The 16,752-nt window shown below is 68.0% G+C and carries 16 protein-coding genes, 1 tRNA gene and 2 pseudogenes; 10 read left to right on the top strand and 9 right to left on the bottom strand.

Features of this window, described 5'->3' with window-relative positions; translation table 11 throughout:
* Positions 1-189: 189 nt before the first annotated feature.
* Together RUTHE_RS01710 and map are read right to left on the bottom strand one after the other, a co-directional pair.
* Positions 190-936, bottom strand: coding sequence for a response regulator (locus RUTHE_RS01710; RefSeq protein ID WP_342662196.1), 747 nt, complete (start codon positions 934-936; stop codon positions 190-192).
* Positions 937-1,237: 301 nt separating this feature from the next.
* Entirely contained in the window at positions 1,238-2,065 is an 828-nt protein-coding gene (gene map, locus RUTHE_RS01705) for a type I methionyl aminopeptidase (RefSeq protein WP_021096504.1), read from the bottom strand.
* 110 nt (positions 2,066-2,175) lie between these two features.
* On the opposite strand from map, the gene RUTHE_RS01700 reads away from it, so the two are divergent.
* The gene (locus RUTHE_RS01700) at positions 2,176-2,907 is read left to right on the top strand and encodes a competence/damage-inducible protein A (protein ID WP_021096503.1); all 732 of its coding nucleotides are present in this window, start codon (positions 2,176-2,178) and stop codon (positions 2,905-2,907) included.
* Positions 2,904-3,827, top strand: a complete 924-nt coding sequence (locus RUTHE_RS01695; protein ID WP_021096502.1) for an OmpA family protein — start codon at positions 2,904-2,906, stop codon at positions 3,825-3,827. The genes RUTHE_RS01700 and RUTHE_RS01695 overlap by 4 nt, the downstream gene beginning before the upstream one ends.
* A 3-nt stretch (positions 3,828-3,830) precedes the next feature.
* Here the strand turns inward: RUTHE_RS01695 and RUTHE_RS01690 are convergent, their stop codons facing one another.
* The 4 genes and pseudogenes from RUTHE_RS01690 to ribA form a co-directional block, all read right to left on the bottom strand.
* Entirely contained in the window at positions 3,831-4,736 is a 906-nt protein-coding gene (locus tag RUTHE_RS01690; protein WP_040644926.1) for a LysR family transcriptional regulator, read from the bottom strand.
* A 226-nt stretch (positions 4,737-4,962) separates the two neighbouring features.
* A pseudogene (locus tag RUTHE_RS01685) lies at positions 4,963-6,789 on the bottom strand (FAD-dependent oxidoreductase); the annotation flags it as partial.
* A 135-nt stretch (positions 6,790-6,924) separates the two neighbouring features.
* Entirely contained in the window at positions 6,925-7,428 is a 504-nt protein-coding gene (locus RUTHE_RS01680) for a L,D-transpeptidase family protein (protein WP_021096499.1), read from the bottom strand.
* The gene (ribA, locus tag RUTHE_RS01675; RefSeq protein WP_040645126.1) at positions 7,425-8,513 is read right to left on the bottom strand and encodes a GTP cyclohydrolase II; all 1,089 of its coding nucleotides are present in this window, start codon (positions 8,511-8,513) and stop codon (positions 7,425-7,427) included. The genes RUTHE_RS01680 and ribA overlap by 4 nt, the downstream gene beginning before the upstream one ends.
* A 149-nt stretch (positions 8,514-8,662) precedes the next feature.
* Between ribA and RUTHE_RS01670 the strand changes: the two genes are divergently transcribed.
* The 3 genes from RUTHE_RS01670 (at position 8,663) to RUTHE_RS01660 (ending at position 10,281) form a co-directional block, all read left to right on the top strand.
* A complete protein-coding gene (locus RUTHE_RS01670; protein ID WP_021096497.1) occupies positions 8,663-9,349 on the top strand; it encodes a response regulator transcription factor in 687 nt (228 codons plus the stop codon).
* 133 nt (positions 9,350-9,482) lie between these two features.
* A complete protein-coding gene (locus RUTHE_RS01665; protein ID WP_021096496.1) occupies positions 9,483-9,809 on the top strand; it encodes a hypothetical protein in 327 nt (108 codons plus the stop codon).
* A 157-nt stretch (positions 9,810-9,966) separates the two neighbouring features.
* On the top strand, positions 9,967-10,281 hold the full coding sequence (locus tag RUTHE_RS01660) for a hypothetical protein (protein WP_021096495.1): 315 nt from the start codon (positions 9,967-9,969) through the stop codon (positions 10,279-10,281).
* Between the two features lie 37 nt (positions 10,282-10,318).
* Here the strand turns inward: RUTHE_RS01660 and RUTHE_RS01655 are convergent.
* A tRNA-Arg gene (locus RUTHE_RS01655) sits at positions 10,319-10,394 on the bottom strand.
* A gap of 272 nt (positions 10,395-10,666) precedes the next feature.
* On the opposite strand from RUTHE_RS01655, the pseudogene RUTHE_RS01650 reads away from it, so the two are divergent.
* Together RUTHE_RS01650 and RUTHE_RS01645 are read left to right on the top strand one after the other, a co-directional pair.
* Positions 10,667-11,621: pseudogene (locus RUTHE_RS01650) on the top strand (LacI family DNA-binding transcriptional regulator).
* A gap of 103 nt (positions 11,622-11,724) precedes the next feature.
* Positions 11,725-12,339, top strand: coding sequence for a L,D-transpeptidase (locus RUTHE_RS01645; protein ID WP_021096493.1), 615 nt, complete (start codon positions 11,725-11,727; stop codon positions 12,337-12,339).
* A 37-nt stretch (positions 12,340-12,376) separates the two neighbouring features.
* On the opposite strand, the gene RUTHE_RS01640 is transcribed toward RUTHE_RS01645, so the two are convergent.
* Positions 12,377-12,928, bottom strand: a complete 552-nt coding sequence (locus tag RUTHE_RS01640; protein WP_021096492.1) for a COG3650 family protein — start codon at positions 12,926-12,928, stop codon at positions 12,377-12,379.
* Positions 12,929-12,978: 50 nt separating this feature from the next.
* Complete coding sequence (locus RUTHE_RS01635) at positions 12,979-13,752, bottom strand: ABC transporter permease (RefSeq protein ID WP_051150392.1); 774 nt, start codon at positions 13,750-13,752, stop codon at positions 12,979-12,981.
* Between the two features lie 205 nt (positions 13,753-13,957).
* On the opposite strand from RUTHE_RS01635, the gene cysQ reads away from it, so the two are divergent.
* The 3 genes from cysQ (at position 13,958) to RUTHE_RS01620 (ending at position 16,612) form a co-directional block, all read left to right on the top strand.
* Positions 13,958-14,782: a 3'(2'),5'-bisphosphate nucleotidase CysQ gene (gene cysQ / locus RUTHE_RS01630; RefSeq protein ID WP_021096490.1), complete on the top strand. Its 825-nt coding sequence runs from the start codon at positions 13,958-13,960 to the stop codon at positions 14,780-14,782.
* Entirely contained in the window at positions 14,783-15,586 is an 804-nt protein-coding gene (locus RUTHE_RS01625) for a 3-deoxy-manno-octulosonate cytidylyltransferase (protein WP_021096489.1), read from the top strand.
* Between the two features lie 132 nt (positions 15,587-15,718).
* The gene (locus tag RUTHE_RS01620) at positions 15,719-16,612 is read left to right on the top strand and encodes a UTP--glucose-1-phosphate uridylyltransferase (protein ID WP_021096488.1); all 894 of its coding nucleotides are present in this window, start codon (positions 15,719-15,721) and stop codon (positions 16,610-16,612) included.
* Positions 16,613-16,752 lie beyond the last annotated feature (140 nt).

The following is a 16,752-nucleotide window of genomic DNA, read 5'->3' as shown; positions in this document are numbered from 1 at the left end:
CCGCCCTGAGCATCGCTGCGACCAGCCGATCGAGGCGCCCCAGTTCGGCCGCCAGCAGGGACTGACCGGCTTGCGTCTCGCGGTCGAGATACAGGATGCCGGCGATCACCAGATGCGCCGTGGCCAGTGCCAGCGACAGCAGAAGCGCGATCCGGCCCGACAGACCGTCAGGACGCAAGAGGCGTCCCGTCACGCCAGATCCTCCACATCCGCCGCAAGACGATAGCCGCCACCCCATTCGGTGACGATGAGAACAGGCCTCTTCGGATCGGCCTCGATCTTGCGGCGCAGGCGACTGATCATGTTGTCGATGGCCCGGTCATAGGGCCCTGCACCGCGTCCGGCGCTCAGTTCCAGAAGTTCCTCGCGCGACATGACGCGATGGGGGTTGTCCATCAGGATGCCCAGAAGCCGGTTCTCGCCGCTGGTGAGCGCGACGATCCGCCCGTCGTCATGTTTCAGCCGCTGGCAGGCCGGATCGTGCTGCCAGGGACCGATGCGGCGCGGATGCGGGGCCACGATGCGAGCGGATTCGGGGATGCGGCGCAGCACGGCGCGGATACGTGCCAGAAGTTCCCGCGGATTGAAGGGCTTGACGACATAGTCGTCGGCACCGAGTTCCAGGCCCACGATGCGGTCCGTCTCGCCGGCCATCGCGGTCAGAAGGATCACCGGCGGCCCGCCCCGCGCCACGAGCCAGCGGCAGAGGCTGAGTCCGTCCTCGCCCGGCATCATCACATCCAGAACGACCAGTGCGGGATTGGCGGTTTCGACACAGCGGCGCGCCTCTGCGGCACTGGCCGCAAGCAGGGTCCGGAGCCCCTGCCGGCGCAGATACTGCCCCAGCGGCTCGCGGATGTCGCGGGCATCATCGACGATCAGGACCTGATGCGGCAGCGGATTCATCGCCTGACGGGCATCCTCCGGAAACGGCACTCAGCGATAAGCCGGCCGGCCAGCTCGCAGAAGCGGAGTCTTGTCGCCAATTGTCGCAAAACGGCGTCTCGCGACAGCCTGATACAATTATGTTCTGCCTGCAGCGGCCCTGTGCGCCTCGGTCACGGGGTCGAGGGGCGACGCCCAGGGGAAGGATGCCGCCTTCGAGCCGGATCCGGACAGGACGGTCCGTCGGACAGGGGCCATCCCGTCAGGGACGGCCGTGTGCCGATTCCGGCACGGAGCACCTGCTCCGGCCCGGCCAGCCCTCGACCGACATCCCGATGCAGTGCCGCCGGGATCAACCCCAAGTCGGGTGGAAGCGCCCGGCGGGCGAAAGGGTGAAGATCTCGCAGCCCGTGGCGGTGATGCCGATCGAATGTTCGTATTGGGCCGAGAGGGACTTGTCGCGCGTCACGGCCGTCCAGTCGTCGGAGAGGATCTTGGTCTCCGGCCGACCCAGATTCACCATCGGCTCGATGGTGAAGAACATCCCCTCCTCCAGCCGCGGCCCCGTTCCGGGACGGCCATAATGCAGGACATTGGGCGGGGCATGAAAAACGCGGCCGAGGCCGTGGCCGCAGAAATCGCGCACCACGGACATGCGGTTGGCCTCGACATGGGCCTGGATGGCCGCGCCGATATCGCCGAAGGTGTTGCCGGGACGGGCCGCCTCGATCCCGCGCATCAGGGCGTCATAGGTGACCTGACAGAGCCGCTCGGCCTTGCGGGAAGGCGTGCCCGCGACATACATCCGCGAGCTGTCCCCATACCATCCGTCCACGATCACGGTGACATCGATGTTGAGGATGTCGCCATCCTTCAGCACCTTGTCGCCGGGAATGCCGTGGCAGACGACATGATTGACGCTGATGCAGGAGGCGTGCCGATAGCCCTTGTAGCCGATCGTCGCCGATGTCGCCCCGGCCGCCTGCACCATCTCGGTGATCAGACGGTCGATGGCACCGGTCGTCTGCCCCGGATGGACATGCGGAATGATGGCATCAAGGATCCCGGCCACCACGCGACCCGCGCGGCGCATCCCTTCGAAATCCGCAGGCTCGTGAATGCGGATGCCGTCGCGCGTCAGCCTGCCTCTGCGTTCGTCCACTCGTCCAACCCCGTCCATCATGCCCCTGCAGATAGGCGATCAGACGGCCAAGTTCCAGCAGATGCTGCTGGTCCACCGGCCTGGCCCAGCCTATACCCGACACCATCCTTCCGGTCTTCAGGTGCAGGATGAACCCGACTGCCGCCATCCTCATCATCGGCGACGAGATCCTCTCGGGCCGCACACGCGACAGCAACATGCATTTCCTCGCCCAGGAACTGGCGCGTGTGGGAATCGACCTGTGCGAGGCGCGGATCGTCCCCGACCGGATGCAGGCCATCGTCCGTGCCGTGCGCGAGCTGTCCGCAGCCCATGACCATCTTTTCACCTCGGGCGGCATCGGGCCGACTCATGACGACATCACTGCCGATGCCGTGGCCGAGGCGCTGGGCCGCCCCCTCTCGGTGCGCGAGGATGCCCGCGCGATCCTCCAGGCCCATTACGACCGCAGCGGCATCCCGCTGAACGAGGCGCGGCTGCGTATGGCCCGCATTCCCGAAGGGGCGGAGCTGATCGAGAATCCGGTCAGTGCCGCGCCCGGCTTCTCGGTCGGAAACGTGCATGTGATGGCGGGCGTGCCACGCATCTTCGAGGCGATGGTCGCCAGCCTGCTGCCCCGGCTGACAGGCGGCACGCCGCTTTTGTCGCAGTCCCTGCGCATCCTGCGCGGCGAGGGCGAGATCGCCGGCCCGCTTGCGGCCCTGGCAGCGGACTATCCCGATCTGTCCTTCGGCTCCTATCCCTTTCAGCAGGACGGCGCCTATGGGGCGCATGTCGTCATCCGCGGGGCGGACGGGGCACGCGTGGGCGAAGCGATGACCCGCCTCGCCGCCCTGTTCCCGGAGGATCGGGCAGGATGAAAGCGTTTCTGGCGCTTCTCCTTCTGGGGGCTGTGCCTGCTGCCGCCCAGATGCCGGATCCGCCATCGGGGGCGACACTCCTTCTCGACGAGACGCTGGGGCTGGCCGAGCATGCCCTGGCCGAAGCGCCCTGGAGCGAAGAGGGTGTGCCGCTGAGGCGGCTCGAGGGCGAGGTCGAACAGCGCAGCTGGGAGATACCGGGCGACGACACGACGCTGGCCCTTCTGGCCCCCTTGCGCGCCAGTCTGATCGAGGCCGGATGGGATGTCCTTCTCGACTGTGCGGCTGCGGCCTGTGGCGGCTTCGACTTCCGCATGGCGATCGAGGTGCTGCCTCCGCCGGCGATGATCGTGGATCTTGCGGATTTCCGCTATCTCTCGGCGATCAGGGGATCAGAGGGGCTGAGCCTTCTGGTCAGCCGCAGCGGCGGGCGCGGCTTCGTGCAGGCGATTCATGTCGATGCGAACAGGGAAGAAGCAGAGGCCCCGTCAAGGAGCACGCCCTCCCCCGCCCCGGCCCCTACCCCCGCCCTGGCTGTGTCTGACCGCCGGACGCTGGCCGCACGGCTCGATGCGGAGGGGCATGCGATGCTGGAAGGCCTGCACTTCGCCCCGGGCTCGGCGGATCTGGACAGCGGAGGAGAGAGGGCGCTTGCCGCATTGGCGGACTGGCTGGCAGAGGATCCCGCAAGGCGGGTGGCCATCGTGGGCCATACGGATGCGACCGGTCCTCTGGAGGCGAATATCGCCCTTTCACGTGCCCGCGCCCGCGCTGTTGCGGATCGGCTGGTCCGGGATTACGGCGTGGCGAGCACGCGCCTCGAGGCCCACGGGATGGGCTGGCTTGCACCCGTGGCCTCCAACCTCACTCCGGAAGGGCGCGCGGCCAACCGGCGCGTGGAGGCCGTGCCGCTGCCCTGAAGCCTACCAGTTGTCCGGCCCCTTGTCGGCAAAGGCATTCACGAGGAAATCGATGAAAGCCCGCACCTTGGGCTGGGTGAAACGGCCCGGCGGATAGACGGCATAGATGCCCAGCACCTCCACCGGAAGGCCGGGGATCGCCTCCTCGACCAGGCCCTTGCGCATTGCATCGGCATAGAGGAAGGCCGGCAGATAGGCGATGCCCAGCCCCGAGATGCAGGCGTTGAGCAGGGATTGCCCGTCATTGACCGTGAGCCAGCCGGCGGTGCGGATCTGGCGCTTCTCCCCCGAAGGGGCCGTGATCTTCCACACGGCGGCCGAGGACTGGTTGGAATAGTGCAGGAGCTTGTGCTCGTTCAGATCGTCGATCTTCTCGGGCCGGCCGAACTGGGCGAAATAGGAAGGAGACGCGATCATCCTCTTGGATGTCTCGGCGATCTTGCGCGCCCGCAGGGAGCTGTCCTCGAGCTCGCCGATGCGGATCGCCATGTCGAAGCCCTCGGAGATGAGCTCCACATAGCGGTTGTTGAGCACCATGTTGACGGTGATGTCGGGATACTGCTGCAGGAATTCGCCCAGCACCGGAGAGAGGTGATTCACACCGAAATCGGTGGCCACGGAGATCCGCAGAAGGCCCGAAGGGGCGCTCTGCATCGAGGTCACGAGCGCATCGGCCTCGCCGGCATCGTTCAGCACGCGCCGCGCGCGATCATAATAGGCCAGACCGATCTCGGTCGGCGAGACGCGCCGCGTGGTGCGGTTGAGCAGCCGCGCCCCGAGCCGTGCCTCGAGAGAGGAGACATGCTTCGAGACGGCGGACTTGGAAATGCCGAGCTTCTTGGCGGCATCGGTGAACCCGCCCTGATCCACCACGGCGGCGAAGGCTTCCATCTCGGTCAGTCGGTCCATCGGAGTCGTCCTTGGCGGGAGCGATCGGAATGGATCCAGACTGTCCACGGAATGGGGCGCGTTGTGGACGCACCCTTGGCCATTGCACGGACAATGGATGGATTTGATCGGGCACGGAAACGGCTAGAGCGTGGCAGCCAGACGCATCCCCTGATCGATCGCGCGCTTGGCATCGAGCTCGGCAGCCATATCGGCCCCGCCGATCACATGCACGGGGCGCCCCCCTCGCCTGCAACCTGTCAGCAAGGGACCGTTCGCTCTCCTGCCCGGTGCAGAGAACGATCGTGTCCGCCGGCACGAGTTCGGGCTCTCCGCCGTCCAGCCGAAGCCAGAGGCCCTCGGGCGCGATCCGCTCGTAGGTGGCGCCACCCAGCATCCGGACGCCCTTCATCCGCAATGCGGCGCGGTGGATCCATCCTGTCGTCCGGCCCAGCCCGCGCCCCGGCTGACCCGCCTTGCGCTGGATCAGCGTCACCTGACGCAGGGGGGATCGGGCCGGGGCGGGACGAGGCCGCCGCGGATCTCGGCGGGATCGCCCACCCCCCCATTCGGCGCGCCATCGGGCAGGGTCGGACGAAGAGCCCGCCCCGATCACCAGATAGGTCGAGACATCGAAGCCGATGCCGCCCGCCCCGATCACCGCAACGCGCGGGCCGGCCGTGACGCGGCCGGTCAGGATATCGGCATAGGTAGCGACATGGGGCAGATCCTGCCCCGGCAGGCCGGGATCGCGCGGCCGCACGCCGGTGGCCACGACAACCGCATCGAAGCCCTCCAGATCCTCCGGGACTGCCTCGCAGCCAAGCCGCAGCATCACGCCACGCCGTTCGATCATCCGGGCAAACCAGGCGATGAGGGGGACGAACTCCTCCTTGCCCGGCACCGCAGCCGCCAGGTTGAGCTGACCGCCGATGCGGGGCTCGCGTTCGAACAGCGTCACGGCATGCCCCCTCTCGGCGGCAGTCAGGGCGGCCGCCAGGCCGGCGGGGCCGGCGCCGACCACCGCGACATGGCGCCGCGCCGCAGCGGGGCGGATGACCAGCACCGTCTCGTGCGCGGCCCGCGGATTGACAAGGCAGGAGGCGGTCCTGCCTGCGAAGGTGTGATCGAGACAGGCCTGATTGCAGGCGATGCAGGGGGCGATCTCGGCCGCCCGACCCTGGGCGGTCTTGGTCACGAAATCCGGATCGGCCAGGAAGGGACACGCGATGTTGACCATGTCCGCCTCGCCGGCCGCCAGGACCGCCTCGGCCGCTTCGGGCGTGTTCAGGCGGTTGGAGGCGATCACCGGCAGGGCGGTCTCCTGTTTCAGGCGTGCGGCCAGCCAGGTCCAGGCCCCCCGCGGGACCGAGGTCGCGATCGTCGGCACACGCGATTCGTGCCAGCCGATTCCGGCATTGAGGGCATCCGCGCCGGCCGCTTCCACCTCGCGGGCCAGCGCGGCGATCTCCTCCCAGGTCTGGCCATCCTCGACCAGATCGATCAGCGAGATGCGATAGATGAGCACGCGATCGGGGCCCAGCGCCGCGCGCACGGCGCGCACCACCTCCAGCGCGAAGCGCCGGCGGTTCCGCGGGCTGCCGCCCCAGGCATCCTCACGGCGATTGGTACGGGGCGCCAGGAACTGGTTGATCAGATACCCCTCGGAGCCCATGACCTCGACCCCGTCATAGCCCGCTTCCGCTGCGCGGGCCGCGGCCGTGGCAAAGGCGGCGATCTGGGCCCTGATGCCCTCCTCGTCCAGGGCGCGCGGGACGAAGGGAGAAATCGGGGAGCGGACAGCCGAAGGCGCGACGCAATCGGGCCCATAGGCATAGCGCCCGGCATGCAGGATCTGCATCGCGATGCGCCCGCCCGCCTCATGAACCGCATCGGTGACGCGGCGGTGATTCGCGACGTCGCGATCGGTGAACAGGCCCGCGGCACCGGGAAACACGGCGCCTTCGCGGTTAGGCGCCATCCCGCCCGTGACAATCAGCCCCGCCGAGGCCCGTGCCGCATAATAGGCCGCGACCCGGCCCCAGTCGCCCAGCTCCTCGAGCCCGGTATGCATGGAGCCCATCAGCACGCGGTTGGGCAGCGACAAGGGACCAAGGCGGATCGGGGACAGAAGATGCGGATATGACATGGCACTGTCGATCCTGCCGTCCGATTCCGCAGCGGTCACGCAGGACGCGGCGTCAGACCCTCATCGCACGACCAGGCGCGTGCGGGGGGTCAGACGCGCCGCGATCCAGCGCAGATCGCGCGGATGCAGGGCGATGCAGCCCGCCGTCGGCGCACCGGGACGGCGCCAGCGATGCAGGAAGATGGCCGAGCCGCGCCCGGGTTCGGGCCGGGGCCAGTTCCACCCCGTCACGATCACCAGATCATAGAGCGGATCGGGCCGGCGCAGCCGTTCGTGCGACCAGGGATGCGGGGCACGGACCATGCGGTTGTAGTCCCTGTCGCGCGGATCATCCGACCACAGGTCGCCCGGCCTGATGGGACGCGCCCGCTCTGCCGGGCGGTGCATCCGGTCCGGGCGCCAGAGCAGGCCCAGGATGGCATGGGTCCCCTTCGGTGTGCAGCCGTCGCCCTCGCGCTTGTCGGCCGTCAGCCCGCCCCTCCCGAACGAGCAGGGCAGGCGGCGGCCGAAGGCGCGCAGACCGGTGGGGGTCAGCACCAGATCATCGCGCCGCGGCACCCTCATGGCAGATGCCCCGACCGGGCGATCTTGGTGGCGAGATAGGCGGCATTCTCGGGCGTCTCGCCGACGCGCAGCGGCACCCGCTCGGTCACCGCGATGCCGGCTTCCTCCATCCGCCGGACCTTGGCCGGGTTGTTGGTCAGCAGCCGCACCGCCGAGAAGCCGAGAGCCGCAAGCATCTGTGCGCCCGCCCGGAAATCCCGCTCGTCATCCTCGAAACCCAGGCGGTGATTGGCCTCCACCGTGTCGAATCCCTGATCCTGCAGCGAATAGGCCCGCATCTTGTTGGCCAGTCCGATGCCCCGCCCCTCCTGATCGAGATAGAGAAGCACCCCCGCGCCCTCTTCGGCCATGCGGGCCAGCGCGGCATGAAGCTGGGGGCCGCAGTCGCATTTGACGGATCCGAAGATGTCGCCGGTCAGGCAGGCGGAATGGAGCCGCGCCAGCACGGGGCGGTCGCGTGGCGGCGCGCCGATCTCGACGGCGACATGCTCGGCATCCTCGAGCGGCGAACGGAACACATGGAGCCGTCCTGCCCGCGACACCGCAAGAGGCACACGGGCGGACACCACCTCGGAGAGCCGGGAGAGAGGGGGGGCAGCCATCTCGGCAACCGACACCCGGACGAGACCCGCCGGTTCCTCGGCCTTCCAGGGTGCCAGCACCATGGCCGGCAGCAGGCGCGCGCCCTTGGCCAGACGCAGCGCTGCGCGGGCCAGCCCTGCGGAAACCCCCCCCTCCCCGTCGCGCAGCGCGACATAAGGCCCCTTGAGGGGCGCGGCGAGATCGCGCGCCGGATCGGCCGTCGCCCGTAGCCAGGCCAGATCCGCATCCGGCGGCAGGCGCAGCCGGGCGAGATCGCCGTCATAGGCACGGGCCTTCAGCGTGGCGGCGCGTCGGGCCCCGATGGCCAGCAGCGCGCCGGCGACCCCCCGCAACGCCGCGAAGCGTGCCGGTCCTGCGGTCTCGGCAGCAAGGGCAAGGGCGCGGTCCGTCTGATCCTCGATCAGGACAGGCAGACCGATCCGCAGATCGGCCCTTGCGCGGGCGAGCCTTTCGGCCAGATCGGGATCGAGCGGATGAGTCATGGCGATCCCATAGCCTGTGGGGCCGATCTTGGAAACCATGTCACCGACCCGACACATGGCTGTGAGGATTCTTGCAAAAGCGTTGGAGATCGCGGGCTTGTTCCCATTTCTGTGCCTGAAGCAGCCACGTTGACCCCAGGGAGGGCGCCATGCCCCAGCTCAAGAAGATCCTGCTTGTGGATGACGACGACGATCTGCGCGAAGCGCTTTCGGAACAGCTCGTGATGACCGAGGACTTCGACGTGTTCGAGGCCGCGACCGGTCAGGAAGCCCTGACCAAGCTCAAGGCCGGGCATTTCGACCTGGTGATCCTCGATGTGGGTCTGCCCGATACCGATGGGCGCGAGCTGGCGCGCGTGATGCGCAAGCAGGGCGTCAAATGCCCGATCGTGATGCTGACGGGGCAGGATTCGGACGCCGACACGATCCTCGGGCTCGAGGCCGGCGCCAATGACTATGTCACCAAGCCCTTCAAGTTCCCCGTCCTCCTCGCCCGGCTGCGCGCCCAGCTGCGCACCCATGAACAGAGCGAGGATGCGGTGTTCCAGCTCGGCCCCTATACCTTCCGGCCGGCGCAGAAGCTCCTTGTCACCGAGGACGACAAGAAGGTGCGCCTGACCGAGAAGGAGACGAACATCCTCAAGTTCCTCTACAGGGCCCAGGATGCGGTGGTCCCGCGTGATGTCCTTCTGCACGAGGTCTGGGGTTACAATGCGGGCGTGACGACCCACACGCTCGAGACCCATATCTACCGCCTGCGCCAGAAGATCGAACCCGATCCGTCCAATGCGCGCCTGCTCGTGACCGAATCGGGGGGCTACCGCCTCGTGGCCTGACGGATCTGCTGTCGTGATGGCCTGCCGTTCTTTCTTTTTTTCGGGGGATTGCCGCCGCTTCAGGGGTGAAAGACCGCCCCGACCTCTGTAGAGGGGGGGCGGGCGGTCTCTCGCCCTCATCAAGGAGCCGATCATGACATCTGTCACCCGCCTGGCCTCTGCGTTCCTTCTGGGCGCCATCGGCCTGCCTGCCGTTGCGCAGGACGTGCAGTATGAGCTGGTGAACCAATCCGGGCTGACGCTGATGGAATTCTACACCTCGCCGGTGGCGGACGGGAGCTGGGGCGAGGATCTTCTCGGCGCCAATGTCCTGCCCTCTGGCGAGAGCGGCACCGTCACGATCGCCGATGGCGAGGCAACCTGCGACTATGACCTGCGCTTTGTCTTCGAGGACGGGCAGGAAATGGTCGACAGCGTCAATATCTGCGAACTGGCCAGCTACACGCTTCGGGCCGAATAGCCCGCCGATCTGCACCCTTTATCGCAGCGCCGGAACCAAGGACCCTGTCCGATCGGACAGGGTCTTCCGGCTGTGTTCTGTCATCTTTCCGCTTGGTCACAGGAATGTGCAGGGCTATCCTCGGCCCATTCACGGAAACGGGACCAGGAGACCCCCGATGACACGCATGGCCGCCCTTGTTCTTGCCTTTTCTCTTGGCGGCCTGCACGCCGCCGAGGCCCAGACCTACGGAGTCCGGTTCCAGAACAATTCCGGGCAGGTGGTCTATCGCATCTATTCCTCGCCGACCCACAACAATTCCTGGGAACAGGATCTTCTGGGGTCCCGTGTCCTTCAGCCCGGCCAGTATCTCGATGTGATCTTCCACAATGTCGCGAACTGCTATTACGATGTCCTGGTGGAATTCGCATCCGGGCAGCAGTTCACCGACACCTGGGATATCTGCACCTATTCGCAGTACAACATCAACTGACAGACAGGGGACGGTGCGGCCGGGGCACAAGGCCCGGTGGTGACCCCGGATGGATTCGAACCATCGACCTGCCGCTTAGGAGGCGGCCGCTCTATCCCCTGAGCTACGGGGCCGGGGATGGACGCCCTCTCATGCCCGGCCCGGCCTGCGGGGTCAACCGCTCCGGTCCTGTCTGTCCCTCCGATCCACGCCCCTCCGATCTGCGCCTTGCCCGCAGCGCCGCGACCCGGGTCTCCAGCCCGGGCGGATCTTGGCCCTTCCTGCGTCGCAGGGCATAAGGAAGACCGATGGCCCCATCGGAGACTGCCCCGTGACCCCGCCCAAGCGCCCACCCAGCCGTCCGCTCACCCTGCGCGACGTGTCAGAGGCATCGGGTGTTTCGGAAATGACCGTGAGCCGGGTCCTGCGCGGTCTGGGTGATGTCTCGCCCGCGACACGCGCGCGCGTGCAGGAGGCGGCCAAGCGCCTCGGCTATGTCCCCAACCGCATCGCCGGCGCGCTGGCCTCCAAGCGGGTGAACCTGGTGGCCGTCGTGATCCCCTCGCTGGGCAACATGGTCTTCCCCGAAGTGCTGTCGGGCATCTCCGAAGGGCTCGAGAGCACCCCCCTCCAGCCGGTCGTGGGCTTTACCGACTATGAACCCGAGCGCGAGGAGAAGGTCCTCTTCGAGATGCTGTCCTGGCGACCGGCGGGCGTGATCGTGGCCGGGCTCGAACATTCCGAGACATCCCGCGCGATGCTCGCCCGTGCGGGCTGTCCGGTGGTCGAGATCATGGATGTGGACGGCGACGCGATCGATGCCGTTGTCGGGATCAGCCATGTCCGGGCAGGCCGCGAAATGGCCGAAGCGATCCTCGCGGCGGGCTATCGGCGGATCGGGGTTCTGGGCACCAAGATGCCGCTCGACCATCGAGCGCGCAAACGCATGAAGGGCTTTGCCGACCGGCTGGCAGAGGCCGGCATCGCCATTGCCGACCGCGAGTTCTACGAAGGCGGATCGGCGCTCCTCAAGGGCCGGGAGATGACCCAGGCCATCCTCGGGCGCACGCCCGATCTCGACTTCCTCTATTATTCGAATGACATGATCGGGGCCGGGGGGGCTGCTTTGGCTGCTCGATCAGGGGGCGGATATTCCCGGCCGCATCGGGCTGGCCGGGTTCAACGGGCTCGAGCTTCTCGATGGCCTGCCGCGCCGGCTTGCGACGATGGATGCCTGCCGACGCGAGATCGGCCGCAGGGCCGCCGAGATCCTCGCCGCGCGCCTGCGCGATCCGCGCCGCCCCCCGGGAGAGCGGGTGGAACTGACCCCGATGCTCGACCGCGGCGACACGCTCCGCTGACGGAAGGACCCAGGGGGGAACGCCGGGGGTGCTGGCGCGTTGGCTCCCCGAAAGGGATGCGGACCATGGGTCCGCCTCCCCTCCGTTTCGAAGGGAGCCCGCCATGCTGACCCGCCGCCGCATCCTTGTCACCGGTCTGGCCGCCGGCACCGTCACCATGATGCCCCTGTCGGCGCCCCTGTCCGCCCAGGAAACCGCCCGCGCCCCGGCACCGACAGCAGTGGACTGGATGACCCCGCGTTTCGTTTCGGTGCAGGGCGGCATCGGCCCGAGTGAGATTCATGTCGATCCCGATCGTTTCGCCCTCTACTGGACGCTCGGCGATGGCAAGGCGATCCGCTATGCCGTGGGAATCGGTCGCCCCGGTCTGTATGAGGCCGGGCGATTCCATGTGGGGGCCAAGAAGGAATGGCCCTCCTGGACCCCGACCCCCGACATGATCGCGCGCGAGCCCGAGCTCTATGCCCCATGGGCCGACGGCATGCCGGGCGGCCCCGACAACCCCTTGGGGGCACGGGCGCTCTATCTCTTCACGTCCGACGGCGCCGACACCTTCATGCGGATCCATGGCACCAATGCGCCGCAGACCATCGGCACGGCCGTGTCCAACGGCTGTGTGCGGCTGCTCAACGAGCATGTCATGGACCTCTATGATCGCGTGCCGGAGGGCACGCCGGTCTATCTCCATCCCCCGAGCGCGGCACCCCTGCCCGCCTGAGGCCGGCCGAAGGCCGCGGCGCGCTCTGCCCGCGGTCTCAGCGCGCCGTCAGGGTGCAGCAGCCTTCGAGGAACAGTGCGCCGCGGTTCCAGACCATCGCCTGCAGCCCATAGGGGCGGTCGCTCATGCCGTCCGAGCAGCGGGCCCGGATCACCGTCAGATCCAGCGTTTCGCCGCCCGCGTCGAAGGCCATCACTCCCCCTGTCAGGCCCGCCACCTCGCCATGCTGGCGCAGACGGATGACATCCTGATCGGGCCGTTCGAACAGGGCTCCCTCGGCCGTGACCGAGACGGACCAGAAGGGCTCGGTCCCGCGACAATAGAGCGGCCGGGGCAACGGCGTGGCAGAGGGAGGCTCGGCACGCAGATAGCGCATCGCGACCCATCCCGCCCCTTCGGCCAGCGGGACAAGCCCCCAGCGGCCATCGGGGCTCTTCGCGATCACCTCGATACCCGTGGCCCCGGGCTGGAAACTGCCAAGGATGCGGGCCGAAGCCGAAGGGGCCTCGCGGATGTTGAGGCGATCGCCCGGAGGCACATCGGTGACCGAAAAGCGCGCAGGCAGGTCCTGGGCCGCGGCGGACGGCACAGACGCAAGGGCAAGCCAGGGCAGCAGGAGACAGGCGGCCAGCAGGCGCCTCAGCGCCCCGCATTCCAGGACAGGGATGCGCGACGGCGGGTATAGCTTTCGCCCATCAGGCCGATCACGATCAGGACGATGGCCACCCATAGCGCATACCTCCAGGAGGTGAAGTGCGGGTTGTAGTTGAGAAACACATAGCCCCGCGCCTGATCGATGGCATGGAACAGCGGGTTCCAGTCGAAGATGGACAGCATGTATCCCGGCAGGGTATTGGCCACGAACATCTTTCCCGAGGCAACCATGTTCGCGCGGGAATAGACCTGGGCGGCGATCTGCACCCCCTGGGGCGCCCAGGGCCGCAGCGCTGCGAGAATCACCCCCACCCCGACGCCCGAGAACCAGGCCAGCAGCACCATGCCCAGCGCCCCGAGCGGCTGATCGATGGTGATGGGCGACCAGGCGACATGATAGACGAACAGGATCGCCAGCATCGACAGGAGCTGCAGATAGAGCGCCGCCAGCGCCGAAGCCGCCATCGTGACATAGGTATTGAGGGGTGCATGCTGCATCATCGGGGATGTCGGCCCCTCGGCCCGGACGATGGCGCCCACGGCCTTGGTATGGATCATGAAGAGAAAGATCCCGCTCATCAGATAGAGCAGGAAGTCCCCCCGGATCGCGTTGCCACGCACTCCGAGCAGCGTGAACATCACCCAGAAGGCTGCCAGGAAGACCACCGTCTGCAGGATGTTCATCAGCAGGCCCGCGGTGGCATTGCGATGCGTCTTGCGGACGTTGCGAACAGTCGAATGGTAGATGAGATCCGCCATCACCAGGGCGGCGCGCAGAGCACCCGGCCGCTGCGGCCTGCGAGCCGCCGTTCCCGCCCCTGCTGTCGCCCCCTGCCCTGTCCCCGCCTCCTCGACCATCGCCCGTTCCTCCGGCCTGTCCGGGCCTGTCCTGCGCGGGATTCTTGCCGATCCGCTGCAGGGCCAGCATAAGGGGCCGGATCCGGGCCGGCAACGGGGAGGAGCCATGGACTACGACCGCCTCTGCGCGACGATGCGCGAGCTGGCCCTGAGGGCGGGGGCCGCAATCCTTGAGGTGCGGCGCGCAGCGATGGCGGGCGGCGATCTGGGCGCCACCGTCAAGGACGATCTTTCGCCCGTCACCGCCGCAGACCTCGCCGCCGACCGCATCATCGCCGACGGCCTTGCGGAGGCCTTTTCCGGCATCCCCCTCGTGACCGAGGAGCGGGCCGAAAGCCATGGCGCCATCCCGGACGGAGAGTTCCTGATCGTCGATCCCCTGGACGGGACAAAGGAATTCCTCCGCGGCGCGGGCGATTTCACGGTCAACATCGCCTATGTCCGCGACGGCGTGCCGCGGCGGGGTGTCGTCTATGCCCCGGCCTCGGGGCGGCTGTTCCAGACCGATGCCGCAGGCCGTTCCTTCGAGATGCAGATCGCTGCGAACGGCGTGCCGACAGGCCCCGCAAGACCGCTGCAGGTGGCCGAACCGGACAACCGGGCCCTGCGGGTTGTCGCCTCCAAGAGCCACCGGAATGCGGCCACGGACGCCTATGTCGCCCTCTATGACGTGGCGGCCTTCCGTTCGGCGGGCTCCTCGCTCAAGTTCTGCCTCGTGGCCTCGGGCGAGGCGGATCTCTATCCGCGCCTCGGCCGGACAATGGAGTGGGACACGGCGGCCGGGCAGGCGGTGCTGCTGGGCGCGGGGGGACAGGTGCTCCGCCTCGACGGGCAGGGGCCGCTGCTCTATGGCAAGCCGGGCTTCGAGAACCCCCATTTCGTCGCCTTCGCCCCCGGCGTGGTGCTGAAATCCACACAGGGAGCGGTCTGAATGGCGGTCCTCCTCGTCATTCCGGCGCGGCATGCCTCCTCGCGCTTTCCGGGCAAGCCCCTGGTTCCCCTGCGCGGCGCCGGCGGCGAGGCGCGCAGCCTGATCCGGCGAAGCTGGGAAGCGGCGCAGGCCGTGTCCGGCATCGATCGCGTCGTCGTCGCCACCGAAGACGAACGCATCCGCGATCATTGCAGGGCTTTCGGTGCGGAGGTCGTGATGACCACGACAGCCCCCCGCAACGGCACCGAACGCTGTGCCGAGACACTCGACCGGCTGGGCGGACGCTGGGAGTTCGTCGTCAATCTGCAGGGCGATGCGCCTCTCACACCCCCCTGGTTCGTCGAGGCCCTGCTTGCCGCCCTGCGCCGCGATGCCGGCGAGGCAGCCATGGCCACCCCCGTGCTGCGGATGGAGGGAGCGATGCTCTCCGCCTTTCGCGAGGACCGCCGGGCCGGCCGCGTCGGGGGCACCACGGCCGTCTTCGATGCGAAGGGACGGGCGCTCTACTTCTCCAAGGAGGTGATTCCCTTCACCGCCCGCCCCTTTGCCGAAGGCGAGGCCACCCCGGTCTGGCATCATGTCGGCGTCTATGCCTACCGGCCCGCGGCGCTCGAGGCCTACCGCCGGCGCGATCCCGGCCCCCTCGAGGAGCAGGAGGGTCTCGAGCAGCTCCGCTTTCTCGAAATGGGCGAGACCGTGCTCTGCGTGCCGGTCGAGGCGCGGGGGCGGCCCTTCTGGGAAGTCAACAACCCCGAGGATGTGCCCCGCCTCGAGGCCATGCTGGGCGCGCTGGGCCAGCCCTGATCGCCACGGCGTCGCCCCGATTGCGTCACGCAGGCACCGCCTTTCCCCTGTCTGCTGTCTGAAACGCGCATTGCCGGCTGGGGCTCCCGCGCTATCATGAGCCGCCGTCAGACAGCAAAGGTGAGGGGTTCCATGAGACGACAGGTCACGAAGGCGGTGTTCCCGGTGGCGGGCCTCGGCACGCGGTTCCTGCCCGCGACAAAGGCCGTCCCCAAGGAAATCCTGACCCTCGTGGACCGTCCCCTGATCCAGTATGCCATCGACGAGGCCCGCGCGGCCGGCATCCGCGAGTTCATCTTCGTCACCGCGCGGGGCAAATCCGCCCTCGAGGACTATTTCGACCATGCCCCCGAGCTCGAGAGCAAGCTCAAGCGCGACGGCAAGAAGGATCTCCTCGAGGCGCTGAAGGCGACCAACATGGAATCCGGCGCGATCGCCTATATCCGCCAGCACAAGGCGATGGGCCTTGGCCATGCGGTGGCCTGCGCGCGACGGCTGATCGGCAACGAACCCTTCGCGGTCATCCTGCCCGATGATGTCATCGCCGCGGAGAAACCCTGCCTCCAGCAGATGATGGAGGCGCATCGGGAAACCGGGGGCTGCATGGTGGCCGCCATGGAGGTGCCGCCCGAGGCCTCCTCCTCCTACGGCATGCTCGACGTGGAGCAGGACATGGGAACGCTGGTCTCCGTCAGGGGCATGGTCGAGAAGCCCCCGCGGAACGAGGCGCCCTCCAACCTCGCCGTGATCGGGCGCTACATCCTGACGCCCCGCGTACTCGGCCATCTGACGCGGATCAGACCTTCGGCCGGGGGAGAGATCCAGCTGACGGATGCCATCGCGCGGGAGATCCAGGAAGGGCATCCCGTCTACGGCTACCGGTTCCGGGGCGAGCGGTTCGACTGCGGCTCCAGGGCCGGATTCCTGCAGGCCACCGTTGCCTTCGGTCTGGCGCGGGACGATCTGCGCGAGGAATTCGAGAGCTACCTGCAAAGCCTCGTGGCCATGCGTCGGGCCGCGCAGTGATTGTCCCGCCCCCGGGAGGGGGCGGAGGGGGTGGCGGCAGGCTGCGGCCTGGGCCGCGGGAGAGGGGGCGCGATTCGGTCTCATGCCCCCCGTTCTGCCCCTGAGAGGTTAACAGGCGGTTAGCGGGCCGCGCGCTCCGG

Origin of the sequence: Rubellimicrobium thermophilum DSM 16684, from assembly GCF_000442315.1 — a bacterium.
Classification (GTDB): Bacteria; Pseudomonadota; Alphaproteobacteria; order Rhodobacterales; family Rhodobacteraceae; genus Rubellimicrobium; species Rubellimicrobium thermophilum.
This window is presented reverse-complemented; position numbering and strand designations above follow the sequence as displayed.